At 60.2% G+C, this 18,711-nt stretch carries 26 protein-coding genes; 19 read left to right on the top strand and 7 right to left on the bottom strand.

Translation table 11 applies throughout. The features are described 5' to 3' along the window. Nucleotides 1–7 precede the first annotated feature (7 nt). Nucleotides 8–970 carry an alpha/beta hydrolase gene (locus AACY30_RS04485; RefSeq protein WP_339416496.1) on the top strand — a complete coding sequence of 321 codons (963 nt, stop codon included), beginning with the start codon at nt 8–10 and terminating at the stop codon, nt 968–970. Between the two features lie 99 nt (nt 971–1,069). Further along, nucleotides 1,070–1,876, top strand: coding sequence for a hypothetical protein (locus AACY30_RS04480; RefSeq protein WP_339539851.1), 807 nt, complete (start codon nt 1,070–1,072; stop codon nt 1,874–1,876). A 124-nt stretch (nt 1,877–2,000) separates the two neighbouring features. On the opposite strand, the gene prmB is transcribed toward AACY30_RS04480, so the two are convergent. Next, nucleotides 2,001–2,912, bottom strand: coding sequence for a 50S ribosomal protein L3 N(5)-glutamine methyltransferase (prmB, locus tag AACY30_RS04475; protein ID WP_339468250.1), 912 nt, complete (start codon nt 2,910–2,912; stop codon nt 2,001–2,003). Nucleotides 2,913–3,151: 239 nt separating this feature from the next. Here prmB and AACY30_RS04470 point away from each other — a divergent pair, with 239 nt between their 5' ends. The 8 genes from AACY30_RS04470 to AACY30_RS04435 all read left to right on the top strand — a co-directional run bounded on the left by AACY30_RS04470 (nt 3,152) and on the right by AACY30_RS04435 (nt 7,027). Beyond that, a complete protein-coding gene (locus AACY30_RS04470) occupies nt 3,152–3,742 on the top strand; it encodes a cysteine hydrolase family protein (RefSeq protein WP_339416501.1) in 591 nt (196 codons plus the stop codon). Nucleotides 3,743–3,884: 142 nt separating this feature from the next. Continuing rightward, a complete protein-coding gene (locus AACY30_RS04465; protein WP_065873331.1) occupies nt 3,885–4,205 on the top strand; it encodes a hypothetical protein in 321 nt (106 codons plus the stop codon). A 75-nt stretch (nt 4,206–4,280) separates the two neighbouring features. After that, nucleotides 4,281–4,838 carry a Smr/MutS family protein gene (locus AACY30_RS04460; protein ID WP_339539849.1) on the top strand — a complete coding sequence of 186 codons (558 nt, stop codon included), beginning with the start codon at nt 4,281–4,283 and terminating at the stop codon, nt 4,836–4,838. 315 nt (nt 4,839–5,153) lie between these two features. Further along, nucleotides 5,154–5,510: a hypothetical protein gene (locus AACY30_RS04455; RefSeq protein WP_339468247.1), complete on the top strand. Its 357-nt coding sequence runs from the start codon at nt 5,154–5,156 to the stop codon at nt 5,508–5,510. Between the two features lie 34 nt (nt 5,511–5,544). Then, nucleotides 5,545–5,667 (top strand): DUF4406 domain-containing protein, encoded by a 123-nt coding sequence (locus AACY30_RS04450; RefSeq protein ID WP_339468246.1) that lies wholly within the window; start codon nt 5,545–5,547, stop codon nt 5,665–5,667. After that, nucleotides 5,664–5,939 (top strand): hypothetical protein, encoded by a 276-nt coding sequence (locus AACY30_RS04445; protein ID WP_339539847.1) that lies wholly within the window; start codon nt 5,664–5,666, stop codon nt 5,937–5,939. Before AACY30_RS04450 ends, AACY30_RS04445 begins: the two co-directional genes overlap by 4 nt. Further along, nucleotides 5,872–6,480, top strand: coding sequence for a hypothetical protein (locus AACY30_RS04440; RefSeq protein WP_339539844.1), 609 nt, complete (start codon nt 5,872–5,874; stop codon nt 6,478–6,480). Before AACY30_RS04445 ends, AACY30_RS04440 begins: the two co-directional genes overlap by 68 nt. A 217-nt stretch (nt 6,481–6,697) precedes the next feature. Beyond that, nucleotides 6,698–7,027, top strand: a complete 330-nt coding sequence (locus tag AACY30_RS04435; RefSeq protein ID WP_339539841.1) for a hypothetical protein — start codon at nt 6,698–6,700, stop codon at nt 7,025–7,027. A gap of 72 nt (nt 7,028–7,099) precedes the next feature. Here the strand turns inward: AACY30_RS04435 and AACY30_RS04430 are convergent, their stop codons facing one another. Continuing rightward, the gene (locus AACY30_RS04430) at nt 7,100–7,387 is read right to left on the bottom strand and encodes a hypothetical protein (protein ID WP_339468242.1); all 288 of its coding nucleotides are present in this window, start codon (nt 7,385–7,387) and stop codon (nt 7,100–7,102) included. 105 nt (nt 7,388–7,492) lie between these two features. On the opposite strand from AACY30_RS04430, the gene AACY30_RS04425 reads away from it, so the two are divergent. The 6 genes from AACY30_RS04425 (at nt 7,493) to AACY30_RS04400 (ending at nt 10,728) form a co-directional block, all read left to right on the top strand. Continuing rightward, on the top strand, nt 7,493–8,035 hold the full coding sequence (locus AACY30_RS04425; protein ID WP_339468241.1) for a hypothetical protein: 543 nt from the start codon (nt 7,493–7,495) through the stop codon (nt 8,033–8,035). A 36-nt stretch (nt 8,036–8,071) separates the two neighbouring features. After that, nucleotides 8,072–8,293, top strand: a complete 222-nt coding sequence (locus AACY30_RS04420; protein ID WP_339468240.1) for a hypothetical protein — start codon at nt 8,072–8,074, stop codon at nt 8,291–8,293. A gap of 2 nt (nt 8,294–8,295) precedes the next feature. Next, nucleotides 8,296–8,637: a hypothetical protein gene (locus tag AACY30_RS04415; RefSeq protein WP_339539838.1), complete on the top strand. Its 342-nt coding sequence runs from the start codon at nt 8,296–8,298 to the stop codon at nt 8,635–8,637. Next, entirely contained in the window at nt 8,541–9,686 is a 1,146-nt protein-coding gene (locus tag AACY30_RS04410) for a tyrosine-type recombinase/integrase (RefSeq protein WP_339539911.1), read from the top strand. Before AACY30_RS04415 ends, AACY30_RS04410 begins: the two co-directional genes overlap by 97 nt. A 22-nt stretch (nt 9,687–9,708) precedes the next feature. Next, on the top strand, nt 9,709–10,254 hold the full coding sequence (folE, locus tag AACY30_RS04405; RefSeq protein ID WP_019826593.1) for a GTP cyclohydrolase I FolE: 546 nt from the start codon (nt 9,709–9,711) through the stop codon (nt 10,252–10,254). Nucleotides 10,255–10,356: 102 nt separating this feature from the next. Continuing rightward, a complete protein-coding gene (locus tag AACY30_RS04400; RefSeq protein WP_339468238.1) occupies nt 10,357–10,728 on the top strand; it encodes a glutathione S-transferase N-terminal domain-containing protein in 372 nt (123 codons plus the stop codon). A 120-nt stretch (nt 10,729–10,848) separates the two neighbouring features. Here AACY30_RS04400 and AACY30_RS04395 read toward each other — a convergent pair whose 3' ends face one another. The 3 genes from AACY30_RS04395 to AACY30_RS04385 are packed head-to-tail and all read right to left on the bottom strand — an operon-like array spanning nt 10,849 to nt 13,779. After that, on the bottom strand, nt 10,849–11,163 hold the full coding sequence (locus AACY30_RS04395) for an AtuA-related protein (protein WP_339468237.1): 315 nt from the start codon (nt 11,161–11,163) through the stop codon (nt 10,849–10,851). Continuing rightward, nucleotides 11,160–12,485: an acyclic terpene utilization AtuA family protein gene (locus AACY30_RS04390; RefSeq protein ID WP_339468234.1), complete on the bottom strand. Its 1,326-nt coding sequence runs from the start codon at nt 12,483–12,485 to the stop codon at nt 11,160–11,162. Before AACY30_RS04390 ends, AACY30_RS04395 begins: the two co-directional genes overlap by 4 nt. Before the next feature lies 1 nt (nt 12,486). Next, nucleotides 12,487–13,779, bottom strand: coding sequence for a CitMHS family transporter (locus AACY30_RS04385; RefSeq protein ID WP_339468231.1), 1,293 nt, complete (start codon nt 13,777–13,779; stop codon nt 12,487–12,489). A gap of 111 nt (nt 13,780–13,890) precedes the next feature. Between AACY30_RS04385 and AACY30_RS04380 the strand changes: the two genes are divergently transcribed. Next, nucleotides 13,891–14,787, top strand: a complete 897-nt coding sequence (locus AACY30_RS04380; RefSeq protein ID WP_339468229.1) for a LysR family transcriptional regulator — start codon at nt 13,891–13,893, stop codon at nt 14,785–14,787. 103 nt (nt 14,788–14,890) lie between these two features. Here AACY30_RS04380 and AACY30_RS04375 read toward each other — a convergent pair whose 3' ends face one another. Next, nucleotides 14,891–15,493 (bottom strand): glutathione S-transferase family protein, encoded by a 603-nt coding sequence (locus AACY30_RS04375; protein ID WP_339468227.1) that lies wholly within the window; start codon nt 15,491–15,493, stop codon nt 14,891–14,893. Nucleotides 15,494–15,503: 10 nt separating this feature from the next. Next, on the bottom strand, nt 15,504–16,670 hold the full coding sequence (locus tag AACY30_RS04370) for an aminotransferase-like domain-containing protein (RefSeq protein WP_339468225.1): 1,167 nt from the start codon (nt 16,668–16,670) through the stop codon (nt 15,504–15,506). Nucleotides 16,671–16,751: 81 nt separating this feature from the next. Here AACY30_RS04370 and AACY30_RS04365 point away from each other — a divergent pair, with 81 nt between their 5' ends. Together AACY30_RS04365 and AACY30_RS04360 are read left to right on the top strand one after the other, a co-directional pair. Then, the gene (locus tag AACY30_RS04365) at nt 16,752–17,186 is read left to right on the top strand and encodes a MarR family winged helix-turn-helix transcriptional regulator (protein WP_314561394.1); all 435 of its coding nucleotides are present in this window, start codon (nt 16,752–16,754) and stop codon (nt 17,184–17,186) included. A 169-nt stretch (nt 17,187–17,355) separates the two neighbouring features. Next, nucleotides 17,356–18,702 (top strand): NCS2 family permease, encoded by a 1,347-nt coding sequence (locus tag AACY30_RS04360; RefSeq protein ID WP_339539837.1) that lies wholly within the window; start codon nt 17,356–17,358, stop codon nt 18,700–18,702. The last annotated feature ends 9 nt before the right edge of the window (nt 18,703–18,711 follow it).

Raw genomic sequence — 18,711 nt, 5'->3', positions numbered from 1 at the left:
TGGCGCGATGATGCTGCGAGTTCTACTGTTGACCCTCACCCTGTTTTCCAGCCTTGGCTTTGCCGCCTCTCCCATTGTGTTGCAACGCCCCATAAGCCTGGACACCGGTAGCGGCGAGCTGTTTGGCTCACTCCTACTGCCCAAATCCGACGAGCCAGTACCGGTGGTGCTGATCATTGCCGGCTCCGGCCCCACCGACCGCAACGGCAACAGTGCCGACGGGGCGCGCAACGACAGCCTCAAGCGCCTGGCCTGGGTGCTGGCGCGGCATAACATCGCCAGCGTGCGCTACGACAAGCGTGGCGTGGCCGCCAGCCTGGCCGCCACGCCGGATGAGCGCAACCTGACCCTGGACGCTTACGTCGCGGACGCCGTGGCCTGGGGCAAACTGCTCAAAGCCGACAAACGCATGGGCCCGCTGATTGTGCTCGGCCACAGTGAAGGCGCCCTGGTAGCAGCCCTCGCCGCGCCGCAACTGGACCCCGCCGGGGTGATTTCCCTGTCCGGCAGCGCACGCCCGGTTGATCAGGTGATCCGCCAACAGTTGGCCGATCACCTGCCGCCTGCCCTGCTGCTGCGCAGCAATCAAATCCTCGATCACCTCAAGGCCGGCCAAGTGGATATGGATGTGCCTGGCCCACTGGAAGGCATTTTCCGACCCAGTGTGCAGCCGTATCTGATCAGTTTGTTTCGCGCCGACCCGTCGGCCGCCTTCGCAAAGCTGCGCATGCCAGCGCTGATCATCCAGGGCACCAACGACATCCAGGTCGGAGTGGGCGATGCCCAGCAACTGAAAAAGGCCAAGCCAGACGCTCAGCTTGCGGTGATCGGGGGCATGAACCACGTGATGCGCATCGTGCCCAACGACGTGAAACAGCAATTGGCCTCCTACAACGACCCGCAATTGCCCCTCGCCGCAGAGCTGGGCAGTCGTCTGGTGCGCTTTATCGACGGACTTCAACCCCATTAAGCGGCAATTTGCCTCCAGTCTTGGAAAAAACGGCCGATAAGCCCAGGGTCGACAGTAAACAGACTGTCGGTTTGCTGGGCTTGGACAGGATCGCGCCGCATGACAACTACTGAAGCAACACCGGAACCTACCGCCGAAACCCCGGCTGAAAAAACCGAGGCCGTCGACGCGGCGACCCTGCCATGGGCGGATGTTCAGGCCGAGCATTTCAAGATGCTGCGCCTGGCCCCCTTGGCCACCGACCGGGCCACGGGCGTGCGGCCATTGCGGTTCGTGCAATTCGGTTATGCCGAGCGCAATGACAAGCACCACAGCCTGCTGCGCATGGTCATCCAACTGCCGGGCCAGCGCGTGCGCCGTGAGCAGAATCACCTGGATATCTGGGTCGACCACGACAAGCACCGCGTGCATTTCGGCCCGGGCAACAGCCTGGAAATCGAACCGGCCAACCGCGGTATCGGCCGCTTCCTCGTCGCCCAAGCCGCCGCGTGGGCGAAGAAGAAGTGGTCGCACTATCGCGTCGACGGCGTGGACCTGTCCAACAAGGACGCATTGAACGAAGCGACACGCCTGCGCCGCGATCACTTCTTGCGCATCCAGGGTTTTGATGTGGCCTACGCCGATGTGCAGCACCTCAAAGGCAATGTGCAACCGGGCAAGGTCAGCGACGTGCTGGACAGCTGGAACACCGAGAAGGTGCAGTTCGTGGAGATTCTTGAAGCGGCGCAGATGCTGCAACAGGCCGAGCAGAATCTGATGGAACACGAAGTGAAGCTGCGCAAGGAAGAGGAAAAAGTCACCAAGTTCAAGCGTGAGGACAGCGGGTTGCGCTTTACCATCACGTGCCTGGTGGCGTTTACGGTGTTTCAGGCGGGGTTGTTGATCTGGATTGCGACACACCGCTGACAGCCGCTGAAATGCGGTCAAACATGTGGGAGCTGGCTTGCCTGCGATAGCGGCGTGTCAGTTTCCACTGCTATCGCAGGCAAGCCAGCTCCCACATTGACCGCGTTTCTATCTTGCGATTAGGTTAAACGCGGGCGACAAACACTGCCTGATGCTGGCGGCACTGCTCCGCCGTCAACATAAACACCCCATGCCCACCGCGCTGGAAATCCAGCCAGGCAAAATCCACTTCCGGGTACAGCGCTTCGACGTGGACCTGGCTGTTGCCCACTTCAACCATCAGCAAACCCTTCTCGGTCAAGTGGTCCGCCGCCTCGGCCAGCATACGCCGCACGAGATTCAAGCCATCATCGCCGCACGCCAGGCCCAGCTCCGGCTCGTGCTGGTATTCGTCAGGCATGTCGGCAAAGTCTTCGGCATCCACGTACGGCGGGTTGGACACGATCAAGTCAAAGCGCTGGCCCGGCAGGCCGTCGAAACCGTCGCCCTGTACGGTATACACGCGCTCATCGACGCCATGACGCTCGATGTTCTGGTTAGCCACTTCCAGGGCTTCGAAGGACAAGTCCCCCAGCACCACCTCGGCGTCCTGGAACTCGTAGGCACAGGCGATGCCGATGCAGCCGGAGCCGGTGCACAGGTCTAGGATGCGTGCCGGTGGCTGGGCCAGCCAAGGCGCGAAGCGGTTTTCAATCAGCTCGCCGATCGGCGAACGCGGGATCAGCACACGCTCATCGACGATAAATGACATGCCACAGAACCAGGCCTCGCCAATCAGATAAGGTGTCGGCACGCGTTCGTGGATCCGGCGGTGCAGCAACCGTTGCAGGTGCGCGACTTCCTCTTCTTCCAGGTTGCAATCCAGGTAACTGTCGGCAATTTCCCATGGCAGGTGCAAGGCGCCGAGCACCAGTTGCCGGGCATCATCCCAGGCATTGTCGGTGCCATGGCCAAAAAACAGGTCTTCCCCATGAAAACGGCTGACAGCCCAACGGATATGGTCGCGCAAGGTGCGCAGGCGGGAAGAAGTGGTCACGGGGGCAAGCTCCTGGAAAAAACGACTGGCGATTCTAACAGCCTTAGCCCCTGCCGACGATGTACGAACACCCGTCGCCACACGTCGGAATTCATCCAAATTGCCATCATTGTGTTAACCAAGCCCACCTATTGACATCGCTGCACGTCAACAACGGCGTACCTTACGATCGTAGCGATTCACAGAACCGCTCAGCCAGTGGACAATGTCGCAAAAGCCCCCCTCACAGGAGCCCCAGAATGTCCGTTCCAAAGACGATGTTTCAACTCAGCGGTCGTGGTTACGCAGCAGCGAACCTTGCTCATGCGACTCTCGTGATCATCGACGCCCAGAAGGAATACCTCAGCGGTCCACTCGCCCTCTCGGGCATGGACGCAGCTGTCGAAAACATCAAACAACTGGTTGCAGCGGCACGCAATGCCGGGCGACCGATCGTGCATGTACGCCATCTGGGCACCGTGGGTGGCCTGTTTGACCCCCAGGGCGAGCGCGGCGAGTTCATTCCCGGCCTCGAGCCTCTTGGCGACGAAACCATCATCGGCAAGCTGCTGCCCAGTGCCTTTCACGGCACGGGCCTGGAAAAACACCTGCAAGACCTCGGCCCTCTGGACTTGATCGTCTGCGGCTTCATGAGCCATTCCAGCGTCAGCACCACCGTGCGTGCCGCCAAGAACCTGGGCTTTCGCTGCACCCTGGTGGAAGACGCCTGCACCACCCGTGACCTGCCTTACAAAGGCGGCATCTTGAGCGCCGAGCATGTGCAGCAGACTGAAATGGCGATCATGGCCGACAACTTTGCCACTCTCGCGCAGACCAAAGACCTGATCTGATCGACCTTTTGATGAGCGGCGCGGCAGTGTTTACTGCCCCGCTCATCCTCAGAGCCCTTTCATTTGGCGCATTTACCCCTCCCCCCGGAACAACCTGTGTATTGTCCGGTCGAAGGGCCGATACCCTGGAGGAAAGGTCGGAATGAAGATATCCGATGGTTTTGATGCTCGTCGCTTGCGCCCCAAGGGCCCGAGCAACTGGCGTCTGCGCCTGGTGGCCGGCATTGCCGCGCTGCTGGCGATTATTGGTGTGCTGTTGGCTGGCGCTGGTGGCGCCGGTCTGTTTGGTCACTCGCCGGCCCTTGGCGAGCTGAATGCCAGCCCTGGCGGTTCGGCGATTCTGTTGGTGATCGGGCTGTTGGTGCTGTGGCTGGGCGTGTGGTTGTGGCGGCGCAGCCGTCGGAAAATGCGCCAGCCGTTGTCGCTGAACATCGCTTCGCATCTGATGAAAAAGCACGACTGATGGCGCTTGGATAGCGTTTCCTGCGCCCTGGCCGCCGCGATTTAGGTAAACTGCCCGCCCTTCGCGGAGGCCAACATGCACGACGACGACTTTTCCCTGTTCAAAAACGAGCTGCGCGGCGTCAAGCCGATCAAGCACGATCGCGCCGATACCGGCAAACCCAAGGCCGACCGGGCGCACATCGCCAAGCTGCGCCAGGCCGCGACCGTGCGCACCGACGCCACGACCGTGGACGGCCTGTCGGACCAATTCGTAATCGATGTCGGCCCCGAAGACGAGCTGATGTGGACCCGCGACGGCGTGCAGGAAAGCCAGATGCGCAAGCTCAAGGCCGGCCAGATCCCCTTCGAAGGCAGCCTCGACCTGCACGGCATGACCGTGGAAAAAGCCCGCGAAACCCTGTGGTCCTTCCTGGCCGAAGCCACCAAGTTCGAAATCCGCTGCGTGCGCGTTACCCATGGCAAGGCCGTGCGGCTGGACGGCAAGCGGCCCATGATCAAGAGCCACGTCAACACCTGGCTACGCCAGCACGCCCAGGTACTCGGCTTTACCTCGTGCCAGGCCCGCCACGGCGGCGCGGGAGCGGTGTATGTGATGCTCAAGCGCACCATGATGGAAGGGCGTGACGAGTAACAAGTGCCCTCGTCAGGCTTGCAGCGATGTGTCCGCCACCGTAACCTTGCGCTTTGCGAAAATCCCACAGGTAGTTTCATGTCCCTGGAACAGAATTACACCGTGATTCTGAAGGGGTAAGGCAAAGTAATAATAGTCAATGAAATCGGGTACTTGCTTACTCAGCATTACCCGGTTTTGACCTGCTTTACACGGTCAGTGGTACAAAAATTGGTACGAGCTGCATCCCCTCCCGGCGTCCTGCCGACGAACACCACTCCCACATCCGCAACACCTCGACCACTGTACGCACATACAGCACTTGAGCGCACCACCATGAACATCGACGAAGACACCTCAGCGTGGCTTGGCTGCCCTACGCCCCTGGAAATGTACAAGCACCAGTGCGCCCTGCTCGAGGACGAACTCATCCAGACCCAGGTCATGCTGCGCAAGGCTCGGGCCAATATAGGTGGCCTGGTGCAGATGAATGACGTGCTCGCCACCGGTAAAGTCGCGGCAGAGGCGGCGCTCGCGAAAGCACTTGAGCGCATAGCAAACATGAACGATCGGGAGCCTGACAACGTGAGCTTTCGCCCCATCGACCTGGTTACCGGTCAGCGCGACCACCTGCTCAGGGAGAATCAGCGGCTTCTGCTAGAGCTGAAGGTGTTCAGGGGGCCACAGCCCTGAGGTAAGCCTGGCACGCCCTAAGTGCGATCAGTCCTTGATCGCCCTGCTGCCGGACTGGGAGAAGTCGCAAGGCGCCAAGCTGGAAGTCCTAATCGCCGAACGCCTCGGCATGACGGTTGTGAATGCCCATGATCTGGTAACGAGGGAGGCTGTATGAGCGAAGTGAAGCGCTGGAAGTTGAAAGGCTTCCTGCCCGGTGTTGAGGGTGAATGCAAGGCGGCTTTCCAGCCAACGGTAGTCATGGCCGAAGACTTCGACAACGCCACTCGCCTGTTTCTAGACGCGGCCGAACGCTGCGTAGCCTCGGAACGTCGGGAGAAGGAACTGCAACGGCGCCTGACCGCAGCGTATGAGCGGGCGGATGCGCGCCATCCTGGAAGGCCGGAAGACGGTCACTCGGCGCGAAGTGAAGAAACGCGCAGCGCTTGATTGCTTGGCTGCTGGGTTTGAACCCGCCTTTTTGGCACTGCCCGGCAATGCTGATATTTGCCCCTACGGCAAACCCGGCGACCGGCTCTGGGTGCGCGAGACTTTCAGCATTGAGTCGAACCGCTGGGCAGATGACCCGTACTCGCCTCCGCACAAAGACGGCAGGCCTACCCAGCGCTACGAGGACGATAAGTGGGACCAGCCGCACTACAAGGCCACGGATGTAGAGCCGGAACTCTGGTACGACGACCGTGACAGCCCTGGGTGCCGATGGAAGCCATCGATCCATATGCCGCGCTGGGCCTCCCGCATCCTGCTAGAGGTCACCGACGTGCGCGTCGAGCGGTTGCAGGACATCCCTCAGGACCAGGCGGCCGCCGCGGGCGTTCACCGAGGTCCACTGCGCGAATGGTGCGCGAGCGACGAAGGCGGTGCCTGCCACAAGTACCCGGTGCCCGCGTTCCGCGATCTGTGGCAATCCGTCGGCGGCAACTGGGACGCCACCCCGTGGGTCTGGGTGGTCGGGTTCAAGCGGCTGTAGCGCAAGCCTAGGAAGATCAGCGCTTGGCTCGTTGGGCGAGCCCGATAGCCATAAAGGCGATGCCGGGTATCCAAAAGCCAGGGTTAGATGTCCCCAAGCCGACCGCAAGTAGTGACACACCGACAGCAAACATATGCGCTCCTCCCTGAAAAACTATCCATTTCATATCCACCAATTTAAGCATAAACCGGCCATCAAAACGGCCAAGGACGAAGTCATGCCTGAAGAAATCAAATTGATCCAGCCAGCCTCGGTCGTGCGCGATGAATACGGGATGTTTGCTCATCCCGATATGCCCGACTTCGACGAGGGCGACGGTGATAAGTGCAAGGCCTGGGTAGCCGCACAGCGCTTGCACGTGAAGATGGTGAGCCTCGAATACCACAGCGACGAAGCGGTATCTGAGCGCTATTTCGAAGCCGGCGACCCGGACTGCAGCTACTGGGAGCCGGATCGGCCTGATGGCGGGGGCTGGTTCTGCCTGGCCATTCACGACATCGACGACGGTCCGGTCTGCTGGTGGGCACGCCGCGAGGTGACGCCATGATCACCACCCTCTGGTTCGCCTACGTGTTCATCTACTGAAGGCCCAGGCCATGCGCATCAAGCGCGCACCTACTCAAGCACGGCTTGTGCTTGTTAACAGGCGCGCTCTCAACGCTACAAATAAAGTCGCAGAAACTAGGGCAGATGTTATTCCCGAAGATGACTGAACCACCCTGAGAAAATCACCAAAGGTCGCGGTCTCCGGATCAGCCGAAAAGAGATAAAACACAATGGGGCCAAGATAGGAGCCTATAGCACAAGCAAAAAACCACTTCATTTCTACACGTACAAAAGCGCCTGTGCGGTGAGAAATCACAGCGGCACTACGACGTGCACTTTTTAGCGATTCATTCAAGTCCATAGGCCGGCTCCTTCCATCAATTGTTGTCCGAAGATAGTAATTCAACACAGACCAAACCCCAATCCCCCTACATGCCTGCCGGTGAGCGGCGGGCGAGGTATTTCTATGTCCGAAGAAAAGAATGCATTCCGCGAAGGCGCTATCGAAGCGATCTCGGATATGGCGCAGCACCTGCCGCTCGATTGCGAACTGCTGGTGGTGGCCTGCCGCCCAGGCAAGAAAGACTTTGACCTGGTGCTGCCTTCGCCCGAGTCGAACCTGAACAACGCCCTCGACGCGCTTCGCCGTAACGGCCTGAGCATCGACGGCGACAACACCTACAAGCGTGACCTGCTGGACTGCGTTGTCGGTGCCCTGGCCACTGGCGCGCAAAACTCCAACCCGCCACCGGCCGGGCACTGGGGCCAGCGCTTCTGGGATATCGGCCGGGAGGAACGCGCCAGCAGCGAGCAACTGCTGAAAGCACTGACAGCGCTCACCCAGGTGGCGGGCGAATGCGAGCAGATCGCCAGCAACTACAGCGGCTCCATCGACGGCATCTTCGAGCACGGCGGCGACGATCACGAAGATCCGAGCTGCGCGATCTTCCACCGCCTGTACTACGCCATGTTCGATGCAAGGGCCGCAATCAAGAAAGCCACCACCTAACCCACCTTCTGCCGCCCAGCGCGGCAAGGACACCCCATGTTCGCAACGAAACTCACCCTGATCCTGCTGGGCGCTTTGCTGTACCTGGTTGGAACACTCGGCTGGTTCGCCTGGCTCGTGCCTGAGCTGCTCAGCACAGGAGCTACCGAGGCGCTGCTCGGCGCATTCGCCGGCACCTGCGGCTGGCTCCTGGTCAGCTTCGGGCTGGCCGTCCACATCATCAAGACAGCGCGGCCCACTGCGGTCGGCGGGAGGTAGTTATGGCAGCAGCAGAGCAGATACCCGTCGAGTACCTGTCCGACAAGGTCGCGGAGAAGAACTTCGCGGAGATGGTCGGCACAACGCGCCGCGCACTTCAGGGCAAGCGCCAGCGCAACATCATCCCGAAAGGGGTGTGGAACGAAATCGATGGTCAGATTTACTACAGCATCAGGAGATATGAGGCATGGCTAGAAAGCCTTTGGGATTGCCCGCCGGAGTTGAATTCGCCGGTCAATCAGTCCGCATTCGCTTCACCTGGAAGTTCAGGCGCTGCGAGACCCTCGCCTATTCCCAAACGCCAAAAGGCATTAAAGCGGCCGCAGATCTACGCGCTACAGTAATAAGCCTGATCAAGCACGGCGTAATGGACGACAAGCGTTACGCCGAGCTTTTCCCAAACTCGACATACTCCACCTACTCCGCGACTCCACTATTTGGAGAGTACGCCCAGACCTGGCTGGGCAGCCGCGAAGTGGTAGGGGGCACCCGCAAAAACTACCGGATATCCCTCAACCTTTACTGGATGCCGCATCTTGCGCTGCTTCCTATCGATCAGATCACATCGGCAATGCTCCGGAAAATAGCCGGAGAGACGCCGTGGAAGTCGTCGACGGTAAAGCGCTCGGCAATCCAGCGCCTGCACACGATGTTCGAATGCGCAGTGAACGATGAGCTGATCACCAGGAATCCGGTCGGCTCAATTGAACTGCCGGTGAAGGCGAAGAAACCGGTTGACCCTTTCACAGTAGCGGAGACGGATTTGATCATAGGGCACCTGTACGAGGTGCTGACCGGCTCAATGCGGGTGTACGCGGCCTACTTTGAGTTCGCGTTTTACACCGGCATGCGGCCTCGGGAGATAGCGGCGTTGCGCTGGGATGAGGTGGATACAGAGGGGCGTGTCGCCAACGTGTGCAGAATCGTGGCGGACTACAAGATTGAGGAGCGCACGAAAACACGCGAGACGCGGCGAGTCATGCTGAACAGCAGGGCATTAAATGCCATTGAGGCGGCCAAGGGGGTGGCCGAGTTGAGGGCGAAACAGAGCCGGCGCCAGCATAAACAATCGCCGTACGTTTTCCCGCCGACCAAGAACTTCGAATTCATTCAGCAGGCCAGCGTGACCGACAAGCACTTCAAGGCGGCGCTGGTCGCGTTGAAGATCAGGGCCAGACGGCAATACAACTGCCGCCACACTTACGCTACCATGTGCTTAATGGCAGGCATGAACCTTGGGTTCATCGCTAATCAGCTCGGTCACAGCGTGCAAATGCTGCTGACGACTTACGCCCGGTGGATCAATTCCAGTGAAGACTGGAGCGAAGTCGGGAGGCTTGAGCAAAGCCTGATTGGTACAAAATTGGTACAGACAGAACCCGTACCCCTCTAGAACCCATACGGAATAACGCTCTGTGACATTGGAACAGAATTACACCGCGATCCTCGGCCAACTCGGCGAGGACGTTTCCCGCGAGGGCCTGCTCGACACGCCAAAACGTGCCGCCAAGGCGATGCAGTACCTTTGCCGCGGCTATGAGCAGACGCTCGAAGAAGTCACCAACGGTGCCTTGTTCAGCTCCGACAACAGCGAAATGGTGCTGGTCAAGGACATCGAGTTGTACTCGCTGTGCGAACACCACCTGCTGCCGTTTATCGGTAAGGCCCACGTGGCGTATATCCCGAGCGGCAAAGTGCTGGGCCTGTCAAAGGTTGCGCGGATCGTCGACATGTACGCACGCCGCCTGCAGATCCAGGAGAACCTCAGCCGCCAGATCGCCGATGCCGTGATGCAAGTGACAGGCGCACTGGGTGTGGCCGTGGTGATTGAAGCCAAGCACATGTGCATGATGATGCGCGGTGTCGAGAAGCAGAATTCGTCGATGATCACCTCGGTGATGCTGGGTGAGTTCCGCGAAAACGCGGCCACCCGCAGCGAATTCCTCAGCCTGATCAAGTAACAGGCTGCATACGAAAAAGCCGGCGTTCATCGCCGGTTTTTTTTCGCCTGCCAAATTGAGGTAAGCTGCGGCCCCTTCTGTATCGGGCAAGAGGTTTTAGCCATGTTCGTCAAAGCACTTCGAGTGGGCCTCGGCCACGTCATCATCGCGGGCGACTTTCTTACCCGCCCGCGCAAAAAGCAGCGGCCTGCCGAACAGCAGGCGTTGGTGAATGCGGCAGCCAAGGAGCTGACGCTCTATCAATTCCATGCCTGCCCGTTCTGCGTGAAGACCCGCCGCACCCTGCATCGTCTGAATGTGCCGGTGGCATTGAAGGATGCGAAGAACAACGAGCAGGACCGCCAGACCCTGCTGGAGCAAGGCGGCAAGATCAAAGTGCCGTGCCTGCGCATTGAAGAAAATGGCCAGACCACCTGGATGTATGACTCCAAGGTGATCATTGATTACCTGGACAAGCGGTTTGCAGCGGCCTGAGAGGCTTAAAAAAATCAAAATGTGGGCGCTGGCTTGCCTGCGATGGCCTCAACTCGGTGCAACTGAAAGACCGCGTCGACTGCATCGCAGGCCAGCTCCCACATTTGCCCTGTGCCCGCCTTAACGCCGTATTACCAGATCCAGCAGCGCGGAACCCAGGCACTTGCCATGCGCATCCAGCGCCAGCGAACGGGTGACGCCACCGCGCAGGATCCCCGGCAGCACGAAATTCAGCGCCTGCACATTGGGCAACTCATAACGCCGCACAGGTGCCGCACCTGGTTCGCGCAAGCCAGCGAAAAACTCAGCCACGCGCTCCGCCGTGAGCTGTTCGCGCAGCAGCGGATAATCCTCGGCACGGTAGGCAATGATCGAGATATTCGACGTATCACCCTTATCCCCGGTGCGGGAGTGGGCCAGCGTGTACAACTTCATGCTTCGATCCTCGGGTTGACCGCATTGCGCGGCAGCAGCAACGACGCCACGGCCACCACTTGGCGCACGCTTTTGCTGGCGCCGCCGCCTCCGGACGGGCCATTGGTGTAGAGGGTTTCAACTTCATTGCCAACGCGCACCGCTTCGCCGCGATCCTCACAGCGGGCCGCCACGCGCAGGCGCACTTCCCAGGGTTCGACTGTGCTGCGTGTGCCGTGAAGCGAGTCCATGCCGATCAGCTCCGCGCGCACGTCTTGCATCTTCACGCCCATCAACTCAAGACGCTTGAGGACTACATCCCGCGCCAGCTGCGCCCGTGCGACAGCACCAGGGCCGCCGTAGGACATCTGCCCTTCACCGATCCAGCCATCCAGATAGCCGACGCTGACCTTCAATTGTTCGGGCCGCGCGCGGCCGTCGGCACCGCTGGCGCGCACGCGATCAACGCTTTCTTCGACAAACCCCACCTGGGAAAAATCGGCCGTCACATCCGGCGTGAGGTACGCCGCCGGGTCGTGCACTTCGTAGATCAGTTGCTCAGTACAGGTGGCGCGGCTGACCCGCCCACCTGAGCCGGCAACCTTGGTGATCAAGGCGTCGCCGTCGGCATCGATCTCAGCCAAGGGGAAGCCCAGGCGCGCGAGGTCATCCACGTCCTTGAAGCCGGGATCGGCAAAATACCCACCGCTGACTTGCCCGGCGCATTCGAGCAAATGCCCCACCAACGTGCCGCGCCCCAGACGCAGCCAATCATCCGGCGCCCAGCCAAATTCAAACATCTGCGGCGCCAGGAACAGCGATGGGTCAGCCACGCGCCCGGTGATCACCACATCTGCTTCGGCACGCAACGCCTCCAGAATACCGTCGACGCCCAGGTAGGCATTTGCGGAAATCAGCCGTTCGCCCAATGAGCCGACAGTCTGGCCGTTATCCAACAGAAACTCGGGCTGCAACACGTTCAACACGTCGTCGCCGACGACCGCAACCACCTTAAGATCAAGGCCCAACTCGTCGGCAATCCGCCGCACTTCAATAGCCGCGGATACCGGATTGGCGGCGCCCATGTTGGTGATCACCCGCAGGCGGCGGCGCCCTTCAGGCCGGCCAACAAAAGGCAACACCCGGCGCATGCGCTCACTCAGCAAGGGGTCGTACCCACCCTGTGGATCACTGATCCGCGCCTGTTGCGCCAGGGCAATCGTGCGTTCAGCCAGGCACTCGAACACCAGGTAATCCAGGTCGCCCCGCTCGGCCAGCTCAACGGCAGGTTCGATACGGTCGCCGGAATAGCCGGCGCCGGAACCGATGCGCAAGGTTTTCATCTCAAATTACTCCCAGGAGCAACGCCGTCAGGGTCATCAACACCGACGCTGCGAACAGAAACGGAATGGTGAAGCGCTGGTGATCGGCCAATTCGATCTTGCACAGGCCCACCAACAGGAAGGTCGCGGGGGTCAGCGGGCTGACCGGGAAACCGGTGGTGTGCACGCCGAGCAATGAGGCTTGGGCCACTTGCAACGGGTCGACGCCCAAGGCCTTACCAACTTCGGCGATCACCGGCATTACGCCGAAATAGTAGGAGTCGGGGTCGAACAGCATGCTCAACGGCATGGAAATAAAGCCCACCACCGCCGGGATCAACTTGCCGTGGCCGGCCGGAATCTGCGCCACCGCCACTTCGGCAATCGCCTTGAGCATGCCGGTGCCTTGCATGATCCCGGTGAACACCCCGGCGGCGAGCAGGATACTGGCCATGGTCAGCGCGGTCTTGGCGTGGGCATCGATGCGGGCGCGCTGGGCGTCCACATTGGGGTAGTTGATGCACAAAGCCATCACGGTGCCGAGCATAAACATCACCACCGGGTCGACCCAGCCGGCAATCATCACCACCATCACCAGCACGGTCAGGATCAAGTTGACCCAGAACAGACGTGGGCGACGCAGCTTGATGTCGTCGTCACTGAGCACCCGTTGCGGCATCGCATCGACGACCGAGCCGGCGCCGAGGCCCAGGCGTTTTTCTTCGCGATGACCCAGCCACCAGGCGCAGGCGAATACGAAGATCAGACCAACGATCTGCACCGGGATCAGCGGCTGGAACAGGTCCGCCACAGGCACATGCAACGCCGCGGAGGAGCGCAGCACCGGGCCGGTCCACGGTAAGAAGTTGACCCCTGCCGCCATCGCGCAGACACACGCGAGGATGCGCTTATCAATGCCCAGCCGCGTGTACAGCGGCAGCATCGCCGGCACCGTCACCAGAAAGGTCACCGCGCCGGAGCCGTCCAGGTGCACCAGTAACGCCAAGGTCGCCGTACCCACGACAATTCGTGTAGGACGCGTCCCTACCGTGCGCAGGATGCGATCAATGATGGGATCAAGCATGCCGGCGTCGGTCATGATCCCGAAAAACAGGATCGCGAACACAAACATACCCACCACGGGGGCGACGTTCTTGATACCGGTGATGATGAAGGCGCTGGTTTGCAGGCCGAACCCGCCGAGCAGCGCGGCGATGATCGGCAAAGCGATCAAGGCGACCAGCGGCGAGAGGCGTTTGCTCATGACGGCAGCGAGTAGGCACAGGATGGTGATGACACCCAGGGTAGCGAGCATGGGTTACTCCAGAGCGGCCTTTGTGGCCGGTTATTGTTTTCCCTGGAGTATTGGAAGCGGGTTAGTCTTTGTAAATTGGAATATTCACTAGCGAGTGTTCGGAAAAACAAAATGAAGAACAGCATCCAACACATCCAGGCATTCCTTGCCGTGGCCCGCACCGGCAGTTTCACCAAGGCCGCCAATGAGCTGCACCTATCGCCTTCTGCGCTGACCGTGCAAGTGCAGCAGCTGGAAGACTGGCTCGGCGTCGCCCTGCTCGACCGCAGCCCACGTCACGTCAGTATCACCGCCGCCGGCCTGGATGCGCGCGCGCCCATGGAAAAACTGCTGCTGGACCTGGACAACATCGTCACCGGTTCCCGCGACCTCGCCGCCTTACGCCGAGGCGTGGTCACCATCGCCGCCCTGCCCTCGGTCTGTGCCGGTTCGCTGCCGCCGGTTCTGCGCCTGTTTCGCGAGCGTTTTGCCGGGATCGAAGTACGCCTGCATGACCTGGTGGCCCATCGCATTCACGCTCAAGTACGTTCCGGCGAAGTGGATTTCGGCATCGGCGTGCGCGCACGGCTCAGCCACGGCCTGGAATTCGTACCGGTGCTGAATGATCGTTTGTGTGCGTTTGTACCGCTGGATCATCCCCTCACCCGCCATCAACAACTGACCTTGGAACAATTGGCGGACCAGCCGATCATCCTCACCGGCCGCGACAGCAGTGTGCGCGAGCACGTGGATGCACTGTTCGACGAGACACGACTGACGATGAACGCCGGGATGGAGGCCAACTACATGTCGACCGTGTTGGCGCTGGTGCGCCAAGGGCTGGGGATCAGTGTGCTGCCAGAGTCGGCGGCGGACAGTCTGGAGGGGTTGAAGCGCATCAATATCGATCATCCTGGCGTGAACCGGGAGATCGGGTTGATCAGTCGCAGCGGGATGGGGCTGAGTCCCGCAGCGCAACGCTGCTTTGATCTGCTGAACGAACAACTCGCTGACACACCATTGAGCTGAATGTGGGAGCTGGCTTGCCTGCGATGGTATCGCCGCAGTGCAACTGACAGACCGTGTCGTCTGCATCGCAGGCAAGCCAGCTCCCACATTTTGACCGAGTGAATCAGCTCAACATGGCGACATGCTTAGGATGACTGGCCACTCGCTTCAACCACGCCTGCACGGCCGGATAAGCGTCCAGGTCAAACCCACCTTCATTCGCCACATGGGTGTAGGCATACAGCGCCACATCGGCGATGGAGAACTGGTCGCCCACCAAGTAAGGCGTCAACTGCAGCTGGCGCTCCATCACCTTGAGTGCCTTGTAGCCGCCTTTGTGCAGTTTTTTGTATTCCTCCAGACGATCCTCGGGAAGTCCCAGGTAAAACTGGATAAACCGCGCCACTGCAATGTACGGCTCGTGGCTGTATTGCTCGAAGAACTGCCACTGCAGCACTTGCGTGCGCAGGCGCGGCTCGGTGGGCAGGAACTCACTGCCATCGGCGAGGAAGTTGAGAATCGCGTTGGACTCCCACAGGCAGGTGCCGTCTTCCAGTTCCAGCACCGGGATCTTACCGTTGGGGTTCTTGGCCAGGAACTCGGGGGTCTCGGTATCGCCGTTGAGGATATCGACATCGATCCATTGATACGGGATGCCCAGCAGGCCGAGCATCAATTTGACCTTGTAGCAGTTGCCCGACTTGTAATCGCCATAAACCTTGTACATGGGGCTCCCCTTATGCCGCTTGCGCGTGCTGTGCTTGACGGACCACCGCGGCCAGGCACTTGAGACCTTCGTCGAGGCGGCCCGGGTCGATATGGCTGAAATTGAGTCGCAGCGAACCGTGGTGCTGGTCCGGCTCGGAAAAGAACGGCTCACCGGGCATGAACGCGACGTTCTGATCGAGCGCTTGAGCCAACAAGGTGCGGGTGTCGAGCGGCTGTTTCAAGGTCAGCCAGAAGAATAATCCACCCTGGGGCACTTGCCAGTCGGCCAGATCGGCGAAGTGACGTTCCAATGCGGCTTGAAACGCATCGCGACGCTCGCGGTAAAAGCTGCGAAGTTCCACCAGGTGATGCTGGTATTTCTCCGTGCCGATCCACTGCATCGCTTGCCACTGGCCGACGCGGTTGGTGTGCAAATCCGCCGACTGCTTGAGCTTGAGCAGGTGCGGGAACAGGTCCGGGCTGGCAATCAGGTAGCCAACGCGCAGGCCCGGCAACAGGGTCTTGGACACGGTGCCGGTGTAGATCCAACTGGCTTTTTTCAGGCGTCCGACAATCGGTGTGGCGCTGCCGCCGTCGAACGTCAGTTCGCGGTAGGGCTCATCTTCGATCAGGGTCACGCCAAACTCATCGAGCAAGGCGGCGACGGCGGCGCGCTTGGCGTCGCTGTAGCGCACGGCCGACGGGTTCTGGAACGTCGGGATCAGGTAGATGAACGCCGGACGGTGGCGTTCAAGGTTGACCCGCAGAGCGGCCAGGTCGGGGCCATCGGCTTCCAATGACACGGTGAGGCAATCGGCGCCGAACAGCTGGAAGATCTGCAAGGCAGCCAGGTAGGTCGGGCCTTCCAACAGGATCTGCGTGCCTTTGTCGATATACAGCTTCGCCGCCAGGTCCAGGGTTTGCTGGGAACCGCTGACCACCAGCACCTGGCTGGCCTGGCACGGCACGCCAAGGGCTCGGGCCTCGGCGGCGAGCAACTCGCGCAATTGTGGCTCGCCTTCGCTCATGCCGTATTGGCCGATGTTCAGCGGCATGTCATCCCAGTTCAATGCTGGCAGCATGGCCTCGGCCGGCAGCCCCCCGGCGAACGACATCACTTCCGGGCGCTGGGCTGCCGCGAGGATTTCACGGATCAGGGAGCTTTTAAGGCGCGTAACACGTTCAGAGAAGGCCATGGGGTCACCGGTAGCGAAGATCGCGTTAAATACGTCAAACTGGTTGACCGAAATTACGACAACTTCAGTGGATACGTCAACATGCTTGACCTTAAAAACCAGACCCGCCAACAAGAGGCCATGGAGGCGTTCTTTTTCGGCTACCAGGCCTTCACCGCCAAAGCCGACGAAATGCTCGAACGTCGAGGCCTGAGCCGCGTGCACCAGCGCATTGTGTTTTTTATCGCGCGCTACCCCGCCTTGAGCGTGAAGGAACTGCTGGAATTGCTCGGTGTGAGCAAGCAGGCGCTGAACATGCCCCTGCGCCAATTGCAGGAAATGCATCTTGTCAACAGCGTCGCGTCAGAAACCGACAAGCGCAAACGCCTGCTGGAGCTCACTGAAGAAGGCCTGCGTTTTGAGCAATCACTGCGCCGCGAACAGGTGAAGTTGTTGCAACGCGCCTTCAGTGACGCGGGGGCTGAAGCCGTGGCCGGATGGCTAGCGGTGAACCAGGCGCTGAGTGCCGTGAACTAGCCTTTCATCCACTTTTACCCAGCTTATCGAAAACATTATTTGCTTTATTTGTATACAAAAGCATAATTCGCCTCGTGCGAGTTCCTGACCTATTGGTCAACAAACCCGCCAGCACCTCACAGCGCCTAAGCGCTGACCATAACAATAAAATGCTTGAGGAGTACTCGCTGTGGATAGCCGCAAATCCGAAGCCTCACCCCTGGACCTGCAACCCACCCGCACCGGCTGGCTGGAACGCCTGTTTAAGCTGCGCTTGCATGGCACCACAGTGAAGACCGAGCTGATCGCCGGCCTCACCACCTTTATCACCATGGCCTACATCATTTTCGTCAACCCGAACATCATGGCCGACGCCGGCATCGATCACGGCGCGGCATTCGTCGCCACCTGCATCGCCGCCGCGCTGGGCTGCCTGTTAATGGGCCTCTACGCCAACTGGCCGGTCGGCCTGGCGCCGGGCATGGGCTTGAACGCGTTTTTCACCTACACCGTGGTCGGCACCATGGGCTACACCTGGGAAACTGCGCTGGGCGCAGTGTTTATTTCCGGCGTTCTGTTCATGGGCCTGACCCTGTCCCGCGTGCGCGAATGGCTGCTCAACAGCATCCCCGTCAGCTTGCGCCATGCGATGGGCGCGGGTGTAGGCCTGTTCCTCGGGGTGATCGGCCTGAAGACGGCGGGCATCATCGTCGACAGTCCCGCGACCTTGATCAAACTCGGTTCGTTGCACGAGCCCGCGCCACTGCTGGCAGCTGTGTGCTTCCTGCTGATCGCGATCCTCAGCTACCACCGCGTGTTCGGCGCGATCCTGATCAGCATCATCGCTGTGACGCTGGCGGGTGGGGGCCTGGGCCTGGTGCACTACAATGGCATTCTTGCCACACCTCCGAGCCTAGCGCCGACCTGGATGGCCATGGACGTAAAAGGTGTATTCAATGTCAGCATGATAAGCGTGGTATTTGCATTTCTTTTTGTACACATGTTCGACACTGCCGGTACACTGATGGGCGTCGCGCAGCGGGCCGGCCTCGTCAATGCCGATGGCAAGATCGATAACCTGTCCCGTGCGTTGAAAGCCGACAGTGCTTCCAGCGTATTCGGAGCCATGGTGGGTGTTCCACCGGTAACCAGCTACGTGGAAAGTGCTGCCGGCGTTGCCGCTGGCGGGCGTACCGGGCTGACCGCCGTGACCGTGGGCATCCTGTTTGTGGCGGCGATGTTTTTTGCACCACTGGCGGGCATGATTCCAGCGTATGCCACGGCGGGTGCGCTGATTTATGTGGCGATGCTGATGATGGCGAGCATGGCCCATATCAATTGGGATGAAGCCACTGACAGCATCCCGGCGATTGTCACCGCAATCATGATGCCGCTGACCTTCTCGGTCGCCGACGGTATCGCCTTGGGCTTTATCACGTATGTGGCGCTCAAGGCCGGCACCGGCAAGTACCGCGAGATTTCTGTCAGCCTGTGGGTGCTGTGCGCGATCTTTATCGCCAAATTTGTATTTCTATGAAATAGCGGC

Origin of the sequence: Pseudomonas sp. RA_5y_Pfl1_P24 (assembly GCF_963970945.1) — a bacterium.
Lineage (GTDB): Bacteria > Pseudomonadota > Gammaproteobacteria > Pseudomonadales > Pseudomonadaceae > Aquipseudomonas > Aquipseudomonas tritici.
This window is presented reverse-complemented; position numbering and strand designations above follow the sequence as displayed.